At 59.7% G+C, this 17,189-nt stretch carries 16 protein-coding genes and 1 rRNA gene; 4 read left to right on the plus strand and 13 right to left on the minus strand.

Annotated features, from left to right (window positions below):
• Positions 1 to 26: 26 nt before the first annotated feature.
• Together BMZ23_RS12140 and BMZ23_RS12145 are read right to left on the minus strand one after the other, a co-directional pair.
• Positions 27 to 512 (minus strand): 2-thiouracil desulfurase family protein, encoded by a 486-nt coding sequence (locus BMZ23_RS12140; RefSeq protein ID WP_093477728.1) that lies wholly within the window; start codon positions 510 to 512, stop codon positions 27 to 29.
• Positions 513 to 535: 23 nt separating this feature from the next.
• Complete coding sequence (locus BMZ23_RS12145) at positions 536 to 1,174, minus strand: 2OG-Fe(II) oxygenase (protein ID WP_245748221.1); 639 nt, start codon at positions 1,172 to 1,174, stop codon at positions 536 to 538.
• Positions 1,175 to 1,353: 179 nt separating this feature from the next.
• Between BMZ23_RS12145 and BMZ23_RS12150 the strand changes: the two genes are divergently transcribed.
• Entirely contained in the window at positions 1,354 to 2,091 is a 738-nt protein-coding gene (locus tag BMZ23_RS12150) for a DUF2059 domain-containing protein (protein ID WP_093477734.1), read from the plus strand.
• Here the strand turns inward: BMZ23_RS12150 and BMZ23_RS12155 are convergent.
• A complete protein-coding gene (locus tag BMZ23_RS12155) occupies positions 2,081 to 3,019 on the minus strand; it encodes an alpha/beta hydrolase (protein WP_093477737.1) in 939 nt (312 codons plus the stop codon). The two genes, BMZ23_RS12150 and BMZ23_RS12155, sit on opposite strands and share 11 nt — an antisense overlap.
• Before the next feature lie 165 nt (positions 3,020 to 3,184).
• On the opposite strand from BMZ23_RS12155, the gene BMZ23_RS12160 reads away from it, so the two are divergent.
• The 3 genes from BMZ23_RS12160 to BMZ23_RS12170 all read left to right on the plus strand — a co-directional run bounded on the left by BMZ23_RS12160 (position 3,185) and on the right by BMZ23_RS12170 (position 8,180).
• The gene (locus BMZ23_RS12160) at positions 3,185 to 5,362 is read left to right on the plus strand and encodes a malate synthase G (protein WP_093477740.1); all 2,178 of its coding nucleotides are present in this window, start codon (positions 3,185 to 3,187) and stop codon (positions 5,360 to 5,362) included.
• A 228-nt stretch (positions 5,363 to 5,590) separates the two neighbouring features.
• A complete protein-coding gene (locus tag BMZ23_RS12165; protein WP_093477744.1) occupies positions 5,591 to 7,465 on the plus strand; it encodes an alpha/beta fold hydrolase in 1,875 nt (624 codons plus the stop codon).
• 253 nt (positions 7,466 to 7,718) lie between these two features.
• A complete protein-coding gene (locus BMZ23_RS12170) occupies positions 7,719 to 8,180 on the plus strand; it encodes a DUF3592 domain-containing protein (RefSeq protein ID WP_093477747.1) in 462 nt (153 codons plus the stop codon).
• A 1-nt stretch (position 8,181) separates the two neighbouring features.
• Here the strand turns inward: BMZ23_RS12170 and BMZ23_RS12175 are convergent, their stop codons facing one another.
• From BMZ23_RS12175 to rrf, 10 genes are all read right to left on the minus strand, one after another.
• Positions 8,182 to 8,763 carry a hypothetical protein gene (locus BMZ23_RS12175; RefSeq protein WP_093477750.1) on the minus strand — a complete coding sequence of 194 codons (582 nt, stop codon included), beginning with the start codon at positions 8,761 to 8,763 and terminating at the stop codon, positions 8,182 to 8,184.
• 140 nt (positions 8,764 to 8,903) lie between these two features.
• Positions 8,904 to 10,142, minus strand: a complete 1,239-nt coding sequence (locus tag BMZ23_RS12180; protein WP_093477753.1) for a saccharopine dehydrogenase family protein — start codon at positions 10,140 to 10,142, stop codon at positions 8,904 to 8,906.
• A 58-nt stretch (positions 10,143 to 10,200) separates the two neighbouring features.
• On the minus strand, positions 10,201 to 11,298 hold the full coding sequence (locus BMZ23_RS12185; RefSeq protein ID WP_093477783.1) for a carboxynorspermidine decarboxylase: 1,098 nt from the start codon (positions 11,296 to 11,298) through the stop codon (positions 10,201 to 10,203).
• Between the two features lie 209 nt (positions 11,299 to 11,507).
• Positions 11,508 to 12,095: a porin family protein gene (locus BMZ23_RS12190; protein ID WP_177197283.1), complete on the minus strand. Its 588-nt coding sequence runs from the start codon at positions 12,093 to 12,095 to the stop codon at positions 11,508 to 11,510.
• 111 nt (positions 12,096 to 12,206) lie between these two features.
• Entirely contained in the window at positions 12,207 to 13,301 is a 1,095-nt protein-coding gene (locus BMZ23_RS12195) for a sulfate/molybdate ABC transporter ATP-binding protein (RefSeq protein ID WP_093477759.1), read from the minus strand.
• Complete coding sequence (gene cysW / locus BMZ23_RS12200; protein ID WP_093477762.1) at positions 13,301 to 14,164, minus strand: sulfate/thiosulfate ABC transporter permease CysW; 864 nt, start codon at positions 14,162 to 14,164, stop codon at positions 13,301 to 13,303. The genes BMZ23_RS12195 and cysW overlap by 1 nt, the downstream gene beginning before the upstream one ends.
• Positions 14,165 to 14,173: 9 nt before the next feature.
• Positions 14,174 to 15,040 (minus strand): sulfate/thiosulfate ABC transporter permease CysT, encoded by an 867-nt coding sequence (gene cysT, locus BMZ23_RS12205; RefSeq protein WP_281242331.1) that lies wholly within the window; start codon positions 15,038 to 15,040, stop codon positions 14,174 to 14,176.
• A gap of 12 nt (positions 15,041 to 15,052) precedes the next feature.
• Positions 15,053 to 16,081, minus strand: coding sequence for a thiosulfate ABC transporter substrate-binding protein CysP (gene cysP / locus BMZ23_RS12210; protein WP_093477765.1), 1,029 nt, complete (start codon positions 16,079 to 16,081; stop codon positions 15,053 to 15,055).
• Between the two features lie 154 nt (positions 16,082 to 16,235).
• On the minus strand, positions 16,236 to 16,580 hold the full coding sequence (locus BMZ23_RS12215) for a tryptophan synthase subunit beta (RefSeq protein ID WP_093477788.1): 345 nt from the start codon (positions 16,578 to 16,580) through the stop codon (positions 16,236 to 16,238).
• Positions 16,581 to 16,964: 384 nt separating this feature from the next.
• A 5S ribosomal RNA gene (rrf, locus tag BMZ23_RS12220) occupies positions 16,965 to 17,080 on the minus strand.
• Positions 17,081 to 17,189 lie beyond the last annotated feature (109 nt).

Raw genomic sequence — 17,189 nt, forward strand, 5'->3', positions numbered from 1 at the left:
GCACCCGTGCCCGGCGGCGTTTTGCGTTATAAGTTTTGATCCAGCAGGGCCGCCAGCTGTTCAGCCTCCGCTTCATTGAACACCCGCACCCCGGCCTGGCGCAACGCGGCGGCGGTGACGCCCTCGCCATCCACCAGTTGCCCGGCAAAGCGGCCATCGTAGGTCTGCCGGTTGCCGCAGGACGGGCTGCGCGCCTTCAGCAGGGCAAAGCGGACACCCTGCTCGGCTGCCAGCTGGCAGGCCCGCGCAGCACCTCGCAGAAAGGCACCGGTGACATCCTCACCATCGACCGTGTGCACCGGAATCAGCCCAGCCAGCACCGCAGCCCCCTGCCCGCCGGGCACTTCCGCCGGGCGCCGTGGCACCGGCAACCCGCCGGCCACCTCGGGACAGAATGACAGCAGACGCCCTTCGGACTGCCAGCGCAGCAGCAGCGCCGACATGGCAAAGCGGCCACCGTCGTAGCGGACCGCCTCACCGAGCAGGCAACTGCTCACCAGAACCCTCTCCATCCGTCCCCCCAGCCATAGGCCTGTTACCACTGTAGCGGATTGTCCGGGCGGCGGCGGAACCAGCCGGTCAGGCTGGCGCGCTCGGCCTGTGCCGGCAACACCTCGTGCAGGATACGATCACTCATAAAGACCACCATGGTGCCCGATAACGGCTGCACATCCAGCGTCTGCTCCGGCAGATGCAAGCGCAGCTGGCCACCCAGCTCAGGACTCCAGCCGCTGTTCAGGTAGCTGACCAGCGTCACAGTGCGCAACGGGCTGTCACGAAAGCGGTCCAGGTGCGTGCGGTAGCCACTGCCCGGCGGATACAGTGCATAGTGGGTCTCGAAACTCTCCAACCCGAGGAACAGGCTGCGATTCAGCGCCTCGCGCAGGCTGTCGGCCAGTTGCAGGTAGGCCTGTTGCGCCGGATGCGGCGGGCATTGCTCCAGCCAGCGGGTATGATCGCCGCGGATTTCACTGATCACCTGCTCGTCACTGCCGCGCCCAATCGCCGCCGGGGTCAGCGCATCACTCTGCCACAACCAGCGACAACGCTGCTCCAGCGCCTGTGCCAGCGGCGCCGGCAGCAGACCGGGACACACCGACCAGCCGCGCTGCACCAGATCGTCGACCACGGCATCAAAGGCCGCCGTCTCGGGCAAACGGAACTCGCTCATCATGGATGTACTCAAAGGGGACAGACAGCAATGCTGCGCGTCGAAGCAGCCGGTCGGACGACAGGGCCGGCTTCGCGCGGGAGGCCGCGCATTGTAGCGCTTTGCCGTGCATCGACAAGCCCCCTCGGCTGCGGCACACTCGCCACCCCGCAGCCCCACCCTTTCCGGAGATTGACTGCACCATGCCATTGTTCACACGCTTCGCCGGACCAACTCTCGGCGGCCTGCTGCTGTGCCTCTTCAGCCTGGCTACGCACGCCGACCTTTACCGTGACTCAGGCATGCAGCGCCACCAGGAGCACTTCCAGATAGCCTTGAAACAGGCGCAGCAGCGTTATCTGGGCGTTCTGCCGGAGAGCCTGCGCCAGCCGCTGGAACAGCGCAGCCGGCAGCGCTTCGAGCCAGAGGGTATGCACCAACGTGCCCAAGCGCGCCTTGCCGTGGCACTGGACACGCAAACCGAACAAAAGGCCCACGCTTTCTACACCAGCGAACTGGGCCGCAAAATTGTCGGTCTGGAAACCAAAGCCACCTCGAGCACAGGCATCCGCGCCCTACAGCAACGCACAGCCAGGCCCGCCGTACCGGCGACCCGTCAGGCTCTGTTGCAGCGTCTGGGAGAACGATTGCCGGTGGTCGAACTGGGTGTTGAAGCCGGCGTGGCGATAGGTTCGCTGGCGGTACAAGGCGCCAATGACCTGTTGGGCGGGCTGCTGCAGATTCCGACACAGAGCCTGGATGGCCAGCGCCAGCGCTTGCGTGGCGAACTGCAGGCCAACCTCCCGGACAGCCTGGCACAGGTCTATGCGCCGCTCAGCGACCAGGAGCTGATCAACTATCTTGGCTGGGCCGAATCCGAGGCTGGACAGCAGTTCCTCTCGGCGGTCGAACTGGCCGCCCGCGAGGCACTCAATCCCTGAGCTGCAGTTTGCCTTCGAGCCACTGCAAATAGTGCCCACGCAGGCTGTCCTGCTCATTCACCAGGTGGTGGCGGGCTTGCGGCAGCAGAAATGACTCAATACCGGCAAACTTGCTTTCGAGCACCTGCAAGTTGTAGTGCCAGTCAACCGTGCCATCCTGTTCGCCCTGCACGACCAGCGGCGCGTGGGCAACCGCGCCGGCCATCTCGATCCGGGGAATCCACTGTTCCAGCGCGCGTAGCCAGGCCACTGGCAATACCCGTGACTGCAGCGGGTCCTGCTCGCGAATAAACTGCAAAAAAGCCTGATCGCCTGAGTTATCGGTAAATCGCCGCTCTAGCTGGCGGGTAAAATGGCCAAGTACTTTCAGCCCCATACGCGACCAGCCCCACTGCCGAGGACGCACCAGCGGCGCCATCAAGACCGTTTGCGCCCACTGCTCGAGCAAACTGCCATGCAGCAGGCGGTCGACAAGAATGGCCCCGCCGGTACTCTGGCCAAGCAGATGCCAGGGCGCCGGCAGCTGCCACAGGGCAGCCTCCCGCAGCACCACATCCAACGCCTGCTGATACTCGCTAAAGCAGTCAATGCTGGCACGCGCGCCACTCGACAAACCATGCCCCGGCAGATCAAAAGCAAGCACCGCCAGACGCCTGCCCAGCGCCCATTCGATCAGGTGCCGGTACAGGCCCATATGGTCGAAATAGCCATGCAGGATGATCAGCGTGCCGCGCGCCTGCGGCGGCCGCCAGACCTGCACGGCCAGCGAGCCATGCCCGGCATCTACCTGTCCCAGATGCTGGCTGGCACGCTCACTGAAGTCGATGCCGTAGTAGCCGGCATAGCGCTGCGCCTGCTGATCCAGCGGGCGTTGCAGGTCCAGTGCTGGCAACTGTTGCGCCAGCCGTTCTATCAGGGCGTGATCCATGGAAAATCCATACAGGGGAAGAGAGACACAACAGACGTCAGCAGGCACAGATTTCCATGTGACGGGCATGATTTGCAACCGATCATCGTGTAACATGCTGCGTCTCCAGAATCCACCCCCTGCTGCAGCTTGCCGCAGGAATGTCTCAAGAGTGAGGGATTTTCCATGACTCAACGCGTCCAGGTCGGCAGTCTGCAGGTTGCCAAGGTTCTCCACGATTTCATCAACGAGCGCGCCATCCCCGGCAGCGGCGTGGATGCCCAGGCCTTCTGGGCCGGCCTGGAAGCCCTGATCAACGATCTGGCACCGAAGAATCGTGCCCTGCTGACCAAGCGCGACGAGTTGCAGGCAAAGATCGACGCCTGGCATCAGGCACGTGCCGGCCAGCCGCACAACCACGCCGAATACAAGGCATTCTTGCAGGAAATCGGCTATCTGCTGCCCGAGCCGGCCGATTTCCAGGCCACCACGCAGAGTGTTGACGAGGAAATCGCCACCCTCGCCGGCCCGCAGCTGGTGGTGCCGGTGATGAACGCCCGCTTTGCCCTGAACGCCGCCAACGCCCGCTGGGGTTCGCTGTACGATGCGCTGTACGGCACCGACGCGATTTCCGAGGACGGCGGCGCCACCAAGGGTCCAGGCTACAACGAGATACGCGGCAACAAGGTGATTGCCTTTGCCCGCAACTTCCTGAACGAAGCAGCACCGCTGGCCAGCGGCTCGCACCTCGACTCAACCGCCTATGTGATCCGCGATGGCCAGCTGCTGGTCAGCCTGAAGGACGGCAGCCAGACCGGCCTGCGTAACCCGGCACAGCTGGTTGGCTTCGTCGGCAACCCGGCCGAACCACAGGGCGTGCTGCTGAAGAACAACGGCTTGCACTTCGAAATCCAGGTCGACCCGACCAGCAATGTCGGCCAGACCGACCCGGCCGGCATCAAGGACATCCTGATGGAATCGGCGCTGACCACCATCATGGACTGCGAGGACTCGGTGGCCGCCGTGGATGCCGAGGACAAGGTAGTGGTCTACGGCAACTGGCTGGGCCTGATGCAGGGCAATCTGGCGGAAAGCGTCAGCAAGGGCGGCAGCACCTTCACCCGTACCATGAACCCGGACCGCGAATACACCGCAGTCGATGGCTCGACGCTGACCCTGCATGGCCGTTCCATGCTGTTCGTGCGTAACGTTGGCCACCTGATGACCAACGAGGCAATCCTCGACAAGGACGGCAACGAAGTGCCGGAAGGCATCATGGATGGCGCAGTCACCAGCCTGATCGCCCTGCACAACCTGAATGGCAACACCACCCGCAAGAACACCCGCTGCGGTTCGGTTTACATCGTCAAGCCGAAGATGCACGGCCCGGAAGAAGTCGCCTTCACCACCGAGCTGTTCGGTCGCGTCGAAGACATGCTGGGCATGGCCCGCAACACCCTGAAGGTCGGCATCATGGACGAGGAGCGCCGCACCACGGTCAACCTCAAGGCCTGCATCAAGGCCGCCAGCGAGCGCGTGGTGTTCATCAACACCGGCTTCCTTGACCGTACCGGGGACGAAATCCACACCTCGATGGAGGCCGGTGCCTTCATTCGCAAGGGTGACATCAAGGGCGCCCGCTGGATCGGTGCCTACGAGAACAACAACGTCGATATCGGTCTGGCCACCGGTCTCAAGGGCCGCGCGCAGATCGGCAAGGGCATGTGGGCGATGCCGGACCTGATGGCCGCCATGCTCGAGCAGAAGATCGGTCACCCGATGGCCGGTGCCAACACCGCCTGGGTACCCTCGCCGACCGCTGCCACCCTGCACGCCCTGCACTACCACAAGGTCAACGTGGCCGAGCGTCAGGCCGAACTGGCCAAGCGCGCACCGGCGTCAGTGGATGACATCCTGACCATCCCGCTGGCGGAAAATACCAACTGGTCTGCGCAGGAAATCCAGCAGGAGCTGGACAACAACGTACAGGGCATTCTTGGCTACGTGGTGCGCTGGATCGACCAGGGTGTCGGCTGCTCGAAGGTGCCGGATATCAACGATATCGGCCTGATGGAAGACCGCGCTACCCTGCGCATCTCCAGCCAGCACATCGCCAACTGGCTGCGTCACGGCATCTGCAGCGAGACCCAGGTGATGGAGACCTTCAAGCGCATGGCACCGGTGGTCGATCGGCAAAATGCCAGTGACCCGGCCTACCGTCCGATGGCGCCGAACGTCGACGACAGCGTGGCCTTCCAGGCCGCCGTGGAGCTCTGCATCGAGGGTTGCAAGCAGCCCAACGGCTACACCGAGCCGGTCCTGCACCGCCGTCGCCGCGAGTTCAAGGCCAAGTTCGGCTGCTAAGCATCGACGCAAGACAAAACCCCCGGCCAGCTTCGCTGCCCGGGGGTTTTTGTTGCATGTCCCCAAACAACCAAACCCTTGCGGCACAGCAAACCCATCTATTTGACCAAAGCCAGCTCCTCGACTAACTTTTTCGAGCCTATTGTCGATTTTGTCTTATTAGTAACCTTTTAATACAAATGACAGCAATTGCGCCTTTATCAACAATTACAAGAATGAGGCAAGGCCATGCCGCAACCCACTGCACTATTCAGACAACATCGCCCCTACTCCCTGCCACTGCTCGGACTGGTGGTTACCGCTCTCTCCGGCTGTCTCTCCGGTGGCGGTTCAGGAAGCACCAACAGCCTGGAGACCGGTATCTTTATTGACAGCCCGGTAAGCGGACTGGAATACCGCACCGCCAGCCGCGAGGGGGTTACCAATGCCGATGGTGCTTTCAGCTATCGCCGGGGTGAAACCCTGACCTTCAGTCTGGGCGGCGTGGAACTGGGCAGTGCTGCGGGTCAGTCATTGCTGTCACCACTGGACCTGGTCAACCACGCCGATGACAGCAGCCATACAGCAGCCATCAACATTACCCGGTTGCTGCAGACTCTGGATGCCGATGGCAATCTGAACAATGGAATACAGTTGGAGGCAGCCGTAAAGGATGCGATTCGTAATCACATCTCGAGCACCCCTGGTTTCCAGATTGATTTCAATGACAACACGGCATTCGAAGATTCGCTTGCAGACCTGCTTGATCAACTCAACAGCGCCAGCGCATTTGCCAATGGCCCTCGAAATCTGCGCCAGCGTCTGGCCGCCTGGCTGCACCTGCAGGACTCCCTGGATGCGGCCGATGGCAAGGGCATCGATTTCAACAAGCGTCCGGTAATCTTCGTTCATGGCGGTGCCGGTTCTGCCTCGCAATTCGAGTCCCAGGCCCAGCGTTTCATTGCCAATGGCTACCCCCGCAGCCACCTGGCCACCTACGAGTACAACACCAGCCCGCCGGACTTTACCCTGACCACCACGGAACTGGATGCAGCCATCGATGCCCTGCGTCAGGCCACCGGCTTCGACCAGGTCAACCTGATGGGACACTCCATGGGTACCGAAGTCAGTCGCTTGTACCTTGCAGATCCAGCACGGGCGACCAAGGTTGCAGCCTATATCAACCTCGACGGTCGTCCCGGTGACAGCCCGCCTGGTGATGTACCAAATCTGGTGTTGTGGGGGCAGTACGTTGACCAATCCGTCACCGGTGCCGAAAACGTCTATCCACCTGAAGAGGATCCGGTAGGGCACATTGAGGTAGCCACCTCGGCAGACTCCTTTGCACGCATGCATGCATTCTTCAATGCCGGCGCTGCCCCTGCCACTACAGTTATCCCCGTCAACAGTGGTGACCAGGTGTGGATTGCCGGACGCGCCAACCTGTTTCCTGCCAACAGCGGAGCACTGGGAACAGTACTGGAAGTCAGCGAAGTTGATCCTGCTACAGGACGCGCACTGACTGACCTCCCGGCACACAGCCAGACAATCGCCAGCGATGGCCACTGGGGCCCGTTTGCCATCAACCGTGGCGGTAGCTATGAGTTCGTCCTGCGTCGTCCGGGCGTGGCCAATGCCGATCACTACTTCTACCGCGAGCCCTACCAGACAGACAGCTATCAGATCCGGCTCAACACCTCAGCCCCAGGTACCGGTGTCGGTGCACTGCTGGCCCGCAGCGCCAACCACAGCAACCTGAGCATCAGCCGTGACATGGAGCTCTGGGGTGACCAGGGGGAGCGCAATGACCAGCTGCGGGTCAATGGCATCAATGTGGTAACTCCGCAAACAGGCCCCCTGCTCAAGCGCCTGAGCAATATATTCCTGCATGACCGCAATACCGACGGCGTCAGCAATCTGCTAATGGCCGACCCGGTATTCCATGCCATTCCATTTATGTCGGGACTGGACATGCATATTCCCGGTACGCTCGAGCCTGACGGGGTAATTGCCATCGAACTGACCTCCCGCCGTGGCGGCGCCGTACAGCGCATCAATGTGCCCAACTGGGCATCCAGCAAGGTGCGCTCCATATCGGTACATTTCCGCGATTACACCGACTGACGCGGCCGTACGGCGATCAGCCTGCGAAGACACTCACAGGCTGATCGCCGGGTTTCACTGCCACCCGTTGGCCAGCAGGCGGTGTGCTGCAACGGGCTATTCCAGCCTTCTCCGAATCGAAACGTTTCCAGGCAGCTAGCTGCGACAACCTGTCGCGGATCTTGCGGCGCCAGCCATTGCCGCTTGTCTAACCGGTTGCGCTGCTGCACAGTGACGGCACTCGTTTGACCTGATTCCCAAGGGACTACTGCTGATGAAGAATGTCGGCCTGCTGTTTATCATTACCGGCTCACTGTTTCTCGCCCTGCTCGGCATCATGTTCTGGATAGAACACCAGCCACTGGCACGCGAGGGACGCATCGCCAGCTTTGAAGTAATCGAGCATATCGAACTGAAACGCGCCGCCGGCGGCCAGACACACTCACTGGTAGTTCGCCTGCCTCACTCACCGGCAGATCTTGAAGTGCCGACGTCGGTCAGGGCCGACTATGCCGAGCGTTTTCCGGTAGGCAGCAGGGTGAACCTGTTCCACAGCCCTGCCGATCCCTTCAAGAACAGAGCCGGTGACAAGGTCGACCAGGTCGCCGCCGGAGAACTGAACCCACAGGCGCTTCTGGAAGATGAGCGGCGCCTGGCAGGACAGGTAGCCATGCTGGGTGGCAGCATAGTGCTGTTGGGAATGCTGCTTATGCTGTTCAGCCGACGCCGCAACTGAGTCAACGACAGGGACCATGCCCTGTCTGAGCCCAGCGTACCGCATGAAGCTGCGGATGCTGATCTACCGGCAATGGTGCCACTACACGCCGCGCATCAAGACTGAAAACCACCCCGCCTCCATCCGCCTCAGTCAGCCTGAGCAAGGACTGGTCAGCGCTCAATTGCCAGCGCTGATAGGCAGTACCCGTCCGACTGCGCCGCGGATTCAGATAGCCCGGAATAAATTCCCCTTCACGCATTCGGTAATCGTGGATAAAACCCTGGGGGATATCCTTTGCCTGCGGATCAAGACTGATTTCCCAGAGCTCATCCAGGGCCGGCACCAGAAGCACGAATGAATGCCGCTGTTCGGCGGCCAACAAATAAACCTTGTCTGCCGTGGCGTGAAACTGATCGGCGCTGCGCAACGGATGCTCACGCAGCACCTGTCCGCGCGAATCCAGCAACACCAGACGAACCGGTGCACGCTCAATCGACGCCTGATACCCCGACAGGGAGGCCTGACAGGCACTATCAGCCGCCAATACCGGCATGCCCCATATGGCACAACACAACACAACAAGACGGGTAAACTGCAGCATCAGAACGGCTCCGCACAGGCAATCCCCAAACCATGCCAGTCGCCCGACTGCATGACAATCCCGCACGGAAAAATCGCCTGCGACCGGGACGCGCAGGCTACTGAAACGACACCGGGGCCTTTCGGCCCCGGTGCTGTGGATCAGACGTCGAGGGCGCGATCGCCCTGATCGTCCCTGATCCGGGTCGGCAGACCCATCTCGTTGAGCAACTTGATAAACGGCTTGGGATCGAGTTCTTCAACGTTGACCATCTTCTGCACATCCCAGCTGCCGTTGGCGATCAAAATTGCGGCGGCCACCGGCGGCACGCCAGCAGTGTAGGAGATGCCCTGGCTACCGACTTCCTGGTAGGCCTCGGCATGGTCGGCAACGTTGTAGATAAACACTTCCTTGTCCACGCCGCCCTTCTTGCCTTTGACCAGATCGCCGATGCAGGTCTTGCCGCTGTAGTTCGGTGCCAGCGAAGACGGGTCCGGCAACACCGCCTTGACCACCTTGAGCGGAACCACTTCCAGCCCCTCGGCGGTCCTGACCGGCTGCTCGGACAGCAGCCCCAGGTTTTTCAGCACGGTGAACACGTTGATGTAGTGTTCGCCAAAGCCCATCCAGAAACGTATATTCGGCACCTTGAGGTTCTGGGACAGCGAGTGCAGCTCGTCATGCCCGGTCATATAACTGGTCTGCGTGCCGACCACCGGCAGGTCATCGGTACGCTTGACCTCGAACATGCTGTTCTGGGTCCACTGGCTGTTCTGCCAGGACCAGACCCGACCGGTAAACTCGCGGAAGTTGATCTCCGGATCAAAGTTGGTGGCGAAATACTTGCCATGGCTACCAGCATTGATATCGATGATGTCGATCGCGTCGACGCTGTCAAAGTAGTCGTTGACCGCCAGTGCCGCATAGGCATTCACCACACCCGGGTCGAAGCCGACACCCAGAATCGCGGTAACACCCTTCTCTGCACAGACCGCCTTGCGCTTCCATTCGTAGTTGGCATACCACGGCGGATTCTCGCAAATCTTGTCCGGATCTTCGTGAATGGCAGTATCCAGGTAGGCGGCACCGGTTTCGATGCAGGCCTGGAGTACCGACATATTGATGAAAGCCGATCCGACATTGATCACCAGTTGCGACTGTGTCTTGTCAATCAACGCCTTGGTGGCCTCGACATCGAGCGCATCCAGGGCATGGGCTTGCAATTCACCGGCAACCTTGAGGCTGCCCTTCTCCCTAACGCTGTCGACGATCTGCTGGCACTTGTCCAGCGTCCGCGAGGCGATATGGATATCCCCCAGCACATCATTGTGCTGGGCGCACTTGTGCGCGACCACCTGGGCCACGCCACCGGCACCAACAATCAGAACGTTCTTCTTCATTTCAGTTCCTCGAAACGCCTCCTTGAAACAGGCCAGGAGCGAGTGGTTGGACGACACCTCAGGAGAGGCTGCTGACGAAGTCTTCGAATCCGAATTCCCTGACCAGCTCGATGCTGCCATCCAGCTGGCGCACCGCGATCGACGGCATCTGCACGCCGTTGAACCAGTTCTTCTTGACCATGGTGTAACCAGCCGCATCGATAAACGACAGTCGATCGCCGACTTTCAGCTCATGGTCAAAATTGAACTCACCGAAGATGTCCCCGGCCAGGCACGACTTGCCGCACACCATGTACTGGTGAGGGCCATCACAGGCTGCCATTTTGGCCGGTTGACGGTAGATCAGCAGGTCAAGCATATGCGCCTCGATCGAACTGTCGACGATCGCCAGCTGTTTGCCGTTGTACAGGGTGTCGAGCACTGTCACTTCCAGTGAGGTACTCAAGGTAATGGACGCTTCGCCAGGCTCCAGATAGACCTGTACGCCATAGCGCTGAGAGAATGCCCTGAGGCGAGCGCAGAATGCATCCAGCGGATAACCGTCACCGGTAAAGTGGATGCCGCCACCCAGGCTGACCCACTCGACCTGCTCCAGCAGCGCGCCAAAGCGCTCCTCGATCTGCGACAACATACGATCAAACAGCTCGAACGAGCCGTTCTCGCAGTTGTTGTGGATCATGAAGCCGGATATTTTATCGATGACTTTCATCACCTTTTCCGCATCCCATTCGCCAAGGCGGCTGAACGGACGTGACGGATCGGCGATGATGAATTCAGAACTTGAAACACCGGGATTGAGGCGCAGGCCACGCGTATGGCCCACCGAGTCCTGCTCGAAACGCTCGAGCTGCCCGATCGAATTGAAAATGATCTTGTCCGAGTTCGCCAGCACTTCATCGATCTCGTGGTCGGCCCAGGCCACACTGTAGGCGTGGGTCTCGCCACCGAACTTGAGTCGCCCCAGTTTCACCTCGTTAAGCGAGGAGGACGTGGTGCCGTCCATATACTGACTCATCAGGTCGAACACCGACCAGGTGGCGAAGCACTTGAGGGCCAGCAGGGCCTTGGCTCCGGACTGCTCGCGCACGTACTGGACGATTTCCATGTTGCGCTTGAGCTTGAGCTTGTCGATCAGATAGTACGGCGTCTGGATCAATTCGTTGATACCCCCTGAAGCTGTCATTCGGCCGGACGGCGCCCGGCAACCCCGAGAAAGCCGCGCATTATAAAACAACCCCCTGCCCGCTTCGAGCAAAAAATCCCCCGGCCGGGCTGCCAATCCTACTGATCACCTGCGACAGACTGATGACACACGCACAAAAAAGGGCCTGCAATGCAGGCCCTTTTGTATCATGCCGGAAACAATCAGAAGTTGTAGCGCAGACCAGCTGACAACATATCAACGTGGTATTCACCAGCCACTTTCCGGTAGCGCTCATACTCGGCAACAATCGAAAAGGATTCATTTACGGCATAGCCTGCACCTATGCCGTAAGAAGTCACCCACTCTTTTTCAGTATCACTGCCAGAGCCAAAATTCGTTATGGATGTACGCCATTTCGTCTTCACCTGATGGTATCCAACCTTGGCAAATAGCGCGAAATCATCAAGTGGCAGGGTGCCAACCAAGTTTGCACCAAGACCATATGAATCCTCAGTGCCTTTCAGCCTATCAATGCCATCGGTCGCTTTTATTGTGAGTTCACCGAGATCTACATACTGGAATTCTACCGCCAGATTGGGATTCAGATTAATACCAGCACCGACCTTGTAGGCTGTATCTTTCTTGTCCAAAGAAGCAGACAGCCCTGCAGGAACAGGTCCAAGAGAAACGTCTGCTTTTGACTGGCCGACACTGCCAAACAGATACCCATTGGGCTGATAGGGGTTGGCATGGGCGGCGGTAACGCCGAGGCAGCTGACGAGGGCCGCCAGCAGAGTCTTTTTCAACATGGTCATTGCTCCGGTAGTGATTCCGCCTTCATGGCGGGTGTCCTGTAATGAACTCGTCATGAGCTCCATCCGCATTTAAGCAGACCCAAGGCATTCTGCCCAGCCCCGCACTCACCCCCAATAGAGCGTCTCGGGCGCTGCATTGCCCGCGCCAAACAGGTGACCGACATCCGGCACAGCAAAGCAGCGGTCGCCACGCCTGGGCTGCCAGGCGTTGAACTCGGCATGGGTGATGCCTATTTCCCATAGCTGCGCAGCCTCCCAGCCACAGGGACGCAATTCCAGGCGAACCTCGGCACCGATCAGATTGATCGCCTCCACCTGCAGCGGCAGATGGGCGTGCGCCACCGGCTGCAACTGCAGACGCACTTCGTGGGGACGCAAATAGACCTGCACGGACGACGCCCCTTCGCGGTTCTCGGGAAGACGTATCCAGGCCTCACCCTGCTGCAGCAGACGGCCGTCCAGCGTGCCGTCAAACACGTTCACATGACCAAGAAAATCAAACACGAAACGGCTGTCGGGACGGGCATAGAGTGCCTGGGGTTGATCGACCTGTTCAATACGTCCGGCACTCATCACCACCACCTGGTCAGACAGCTCCAGAGCTTCTTCCTGGTCATGGGTAACAAATACGCTGGTGAAGTGCAGTTCGTCATGCAGGTTACGCAGCCAACGGCGCAGATCCTTGCGCACCCGGGCATCCAGTGCGCCGAAAGGTTCATCCAGCAGCAGTATCTGGGGCTGCATCGCCAGTGCGCGCGCCAGTGCAATGCGTTGTTTCTGGCCACCGGACAACTGCGACGGATAACGCCCGGCCAGATGCGAGAGCTGTACCATTTCCAGCAGCTCACCGACCCGCCGACGGATTTCGCCAGCGACAGGTCTTGACTTGCGCGGCAATACATCCAGCCCGAAGGCAATGTTCTCGGCAACCGTCATATGCCGGAACAGCGCATAGTGCTGGAAAACAAAACCCACTCGCCGCTCACGCACGTGCAAGCCGGTGACATCCTCGCCCTGGAACAGGATGCGCCCCCTGTCCGCGCTTTCCAGGCCTGCGATGATGCGCAGCAAGGTGGTCTTGCCAGAGCCCGAGGGCCCGAGCAGGCCAACCAGTTGCCCGTCACCGATTGCCAGGGAAATATCATCGAGCGCACGGAAGGCCCCGAAGGACTTGTTGATCTGCTCGAGGGTGATACTCATCAGCCCTGCTCCTGTTGTTCATGCAAGGGGGCACGCTGGCGCGCCTGGCGCCACTCGACAAAACTCTTTACCAGCAATGTGACCAGGGCGATTACCGCCAGCAGGGACGCACTGGTAAAGGCACCTACCGCGTTATAGTCCTGATACAGCAGCTCGATATGCAGCGGCAGGGTATTGGTTTCTCCGCGGATATTGCCGGATACCACCGAAACCGCTCCAAACTCGCCGACCGCACGGGCATTGGTCAGTACCACGCCGTACAGCAACGCCCACTGGATATTCGGTAGCGTCACCCGCCGGAACAGCTGCCAGCCACTGGCTCCCAGCACCACGGCAGCCTCTTCTTCCTCGCGACCCTGCTGCTGCATCAGCGGAATCAGCTCACGGGCAACAAAGGGGCAGGTAACGAATACAGTGACCATGACAATACCCGGCCAGGCAAACATCAGCTGCACATCGTGCTGCATCAGCCAGCCGCCCAGCCAGCCGTTGCTGCCGTACAACAGTAAATACAGCAGACCGGCCACCACCGGAGACACGGCAAAGGGGATATCGATCAGGGTGATCAGCAGCTTGCGCCCGGGAAACTCGAAGCGGGTTACCAGCCAGGCGAGGAACACGCCAAACAGCAGGTTCAGCGGCACCGTCAATGCGGCCACCAGCAGCGTCAGGCCGATTGCCCTGAGGGTGTAATAGTCGGTCAGGTTGGCCCACCAGGTCTGCGCTCCGCCAGAAAAGGCTTCGACAAAAATCAGCAGCAGAGGCATGACCAGTAACAGCAGCGTCAACCCGAGCGCCAGGCAAATAAGCGTCCAGCGCACCCAGCGCTGCTCACCGACACGATGAACCGACGTACGCTGCATGGCTACTCCTCAACGTCCGTGCAGACGCCGCAGATAGCGGGCCTGCCACAGATTGATGCCGAACAGCAGAATCAGCGAGGCCAGCAGCACCACCGAGGCAATCGCGCTGGCCGCCGCATGGTCGAACTCCTGAAGTCGAATGAAAATCATCAGGCTGGTCACTTCGCTGACATACGGCATGTTACCGGCAATAAAGATAATGGCGCCAAACTCGCCGAGACTGCGGGTAAAGGACAAGGCGATACCGGTCATCAGGGCCGGCCACAGACTGGGGAACAGAATGCGACGGAACACCGTCCAGTCGGAAGCTCCCATACTGATTGCCGCCTCCTCGTCCTCCACTGGCAGGTCCTCGAGCACCGGCTGAACAGTCCGCACAACAAAGGGCAAACTGGTAAAGGACATGGCCACAATAATACCCAGCGGGGTAAAGGCCACTTTGATGCCCAAGGTTGCCAGCCATTGTCCGTACCAGCCGTTCTCGGCAAACAGTGCAGCCAGCGTGATGCCGGCCACCGCGGTCGGCAGGGCAAAGGGCAGATCCATCAACGCATCCACCACACGCTTGCCGGGAAAGCTGTAGCGTACCAGGACCCAGGCCAGCAACAGACCGACCACCCCATTGAACAACGACGCAATCAAGGCCGCCCACAGCGTCACGCGATAGGAGGCCACCACCCGCTCATCACTGACAACCGCCCAGTACTGGGCCCAGCTCATGCCGGCGCTTTCCACCACCAGCCCGCTGATCGGCAGCAGCAGCACCAGACTGACAAACAGCAGTGAAACGCCCATGCTCAAAGCAAATCCCGGCAGCACACGCTTGCCGGGACGGGAGGTAAGGCGCGGCAGCAAGCCGCCGCGTTTGGTATTCACAGCCAATTCCGCTTAACGCCGCTGCAACTGGTCGAGTTTGCCGCCGTTGGCAAAGTGCTCGCGCATGGCGGTTTCCCAGTCACCCGTGATCGCCTCGATCGGCAACAGCTCAAGTGCCGGAAAACGGTCAGCAAACTCGGCCTGCACCACAGGATCATGGACGCGGTAACTGAACCCGGCAATCAGGCGTTGGGCTTGCTCGCTGTACAAGTGTTGCAGATACGCCCTGGCCAGCTCCTCTGTACCGTTACGCTGCACATTGCGGTCAATCCAGGTCACCGGAAACTCGGCCAGAAAGCTGACCTTGGGCAGCACAACCTCAAAGCCCGCATCAGGGTATTCGGCGATGATATTGTTGACCTCGGACTCGAAGGTCAGCAGCACATCGGCGATGCCGCGCTCGACAAAGGTTGTGGTAGCGCCACGGCCACCAGTATCGAACACGGCCACATTGCCCAAAAAGCCACGCAGATAAGCATCAATCGCCGACTGGTCGTCACCGAAGGTTTTCTGTGCATAGCCGAGAGCAGCCAGGTAGCTGTAGCGTCCGTTGCCGGAGGTTTTCGGGTTGGGCAATACCGAGCTCACGTCCTCGCGAACCAGGTCATCCCAATTGCGGATATTTTTCGGATTGCCCTTGCGCACCAGAAAAGCCATGGTGGAATAGAAGGGCGAGCTGGCATTCGGCAGGCGTTCACGCCAGTCAGCCGGAATCAGGTTACCGCGTTCATGCAGGATATCCACGTCGGTAACCTGGTTGTAGGTCACCACATCAGCCCGCAAGCCCTGGATGATTGCCTGAGCCTGACGCGAGGAACCGCCATGCGACTGGCGAATGCGAACGGCTTCACCATTCTGCGCCTGCCAGTGCTCGACAAACTGCTCGTTGTAAGCGGAAAACAGCTCCCGCGAAATATCATAGGATGAGTTGAGCAACTCCCTGGCAGAAGCCTGCATGCTCAGCATGCTGACACCCAGGGCAAGCACCAGGGTGGCGCCTGAACGCGACAACAAAGAAGAAAGGATAGGCTGGCGTGACATGGCGATGCTCCGGCAACTGGCTACAGGCTGACTCAAGGAGCAACAGGATACCCAAGACGGCTTATTTAGAACAATAAAAAGCTTAGAATGATTTTCTTATTACTTAAACCGCTAAAGAATAAGGATTGGCAAGACCACGCAAGATAGCCGCCGGCTATTTGCCCAAAGGCCTCAGTCGCTGCTCGATCTCGCTGTTAAGACCCTCGATTTCCGCTCTGTCCAAGGCTCGTTCATCCAGCTTGCGGCGGGCAAACTCGGGCAAGTCGGTAAAACGGATAACATCCCGCTCGACCAACAGGGCTACCAGATCCTCAACTACCCGCACCATGTCGGCATCGGTACTGCGCAAGTGCTGCAAACGGCGCTGGACCTCCTCGCGGGCACACAACCACTCTTCCAGCTCTTCGCTCTGCACCGCCAACTGGTCGGTCATTTCGTCGAAGGGCTTTGGCTCGACTCGCAGGATCAGGCCATTTTCATCACGTTGCACATAAACCACGGCATCCTCCGCGCAGGCAAACTGGGTTGGCACAAGGGAGGATGTACCCAAGTGTTCTGCCTGTCCAGTCTCAAACGCGTGGTATTTCATCACAACCTCTCTCAGGACAACAAACTGACAACAGCAAAACGGCTGAGGTTGGCCTGGGCCTGGAGGATGGAGGATGGAGGATGGAGGCTTCAGGATGTGGGCGTTTTTTGTTTGAAGCTTGACGATGACCTACATTGACCCGGCCCATCCCGGCCATCGCCCTGCGGGCAGCCTGCGGCTGTCCACCGTTGCTCCAGGCGCAGTTGTCAGATGGGCGGGTGGCAGTGACAACAAGTATGGTCGCGCGCAAAGTAAAAACCCCGATCTGTTTCCAGATCGGGGTTTTTGTTTGGAGCTTGACGATGACCTACTCTCACATGGGGAAACCCCACACTACCATCGGCGATGCGTCGTTTCACTTCTGAGTTCGGGATGGGATCAGGTGGTTCCAACGCTCTATGGTCGTCAAGCAATTCTTTAGCGGTGTCGTGTGGGCCTATGCTTTCACGCCATCGCGAATTGGGTCAGTGATGAAGTACGGCTTCGGTGGTTTGCAATCTCATGCAGTTCCACATTGTC

This window comes from Halopseudomonas yangmingensis (assembly GCF_900114825.1).
Lineage (GTDB): Bacteria > Pseudomonadota > Gammaproteobacteria > Pseudomonadales > Pseudomonadaceae > Halopseudomonas > Halopseudomonas yangmingensis.

Excerpts from the sequence above, each read along its gene's own strand:
- BMZ23_RS12175 (WP_093477750.1), bottom strand. The coding sequence starts at position 8,763 with ATGCTGCAGTTTACCCGTCTTGTTGTGTTGTGTTGTGCCATATGGGGC.
- BMZ23_RS12170 (WP_093477747.1), top strand. The coding sequence starts at position 7,719 with ATGAAGAATGTCGGCCTGCTGTTTATCATTACCGGCTCACTGTTTCTC.
- BMZ23_RS12195 (WP_093477759.1), bottom strand. The coding sequence starts at position 13,301 with ATGAGTATCACCCTCGAGCAGATCAACAAGTCCTTCGGGGCCTTCCGT.
- BMZ23_RS12140 (WP_093477728.1), bottom strand. The coding sequence starts at position 512 with ATGGAGAGGGTTCTGGTGAGCAGTTGCCTGCTCGGTGAGGCGGTCCGC.
- BMZ23_RS12180 (WP_093477753.1), bottom strand. The coding sequence starts at position 10,142 with ATGAAGAAGAACGTTCTGATTGTTGGTGCCGGTGGCGTGGCCCAGGTG.
- BMZ23_RS12145 (WP_245748221.1), bottom strand. The coding sequence starts at position 1,174 with ATGATGAGCGAGTTCCGTTTGCCCGAGACGGCGGCCTTTGATGCCGTG.
- BMZ23_RS12190 (WP_177197283.1), bottom strand. The coding sequence starts at position 12,095 with ATGTTGAAAAAGACTCTGCTGGCGGCCCTCGTCAGCTGCCTCGGCGTT.
- BMZ23_RS12165 (WP_093477744.1), top strand. The coding sequence starts at position 5,591 with ATGCCGCAACCCACTGCACTATTCAGACAACATCGCCCCTACTCCCTG.
- cysW (WP_093477762.1), bottom strand. The coding sequence starts at position 14,164 with ATGCAGCGTACGTCGGTTCATCGTGTCGGTGAGCAGCGCTGGGTGCGC.
- BMZ23_RS12155 (WP_093477737.1), bottom strand. The coding sequence starts at position 3,019 with ATGGATCACGCCCTGATAGAACGGCTGGCGCAACAGTTGCCAGCACTG.
- BMZ23_RS12160 (WP_093477740.1), top strand. The coding sequence starts at position 3,185 with ATGACTCAACGCGTCCAGGTCGGCAGTCTGCAGGTTGCCAAGGTTCTC.
- BMZ23_RS12150 (WP_093477734.1), top strand. The coding sequence starts at position 1,354 with ATGCCATTGTTCACACGCTTCGCCGGACCAACTCTCGGCGGCCTGCTG.
- cysP (WP_093477765.1), bottom strand. The coding sequence starts at position 16,081 with ATGTCACGCCAGCCTATCCTTTCTTCTTTGTTGTCGCGTTCAGGCGCC.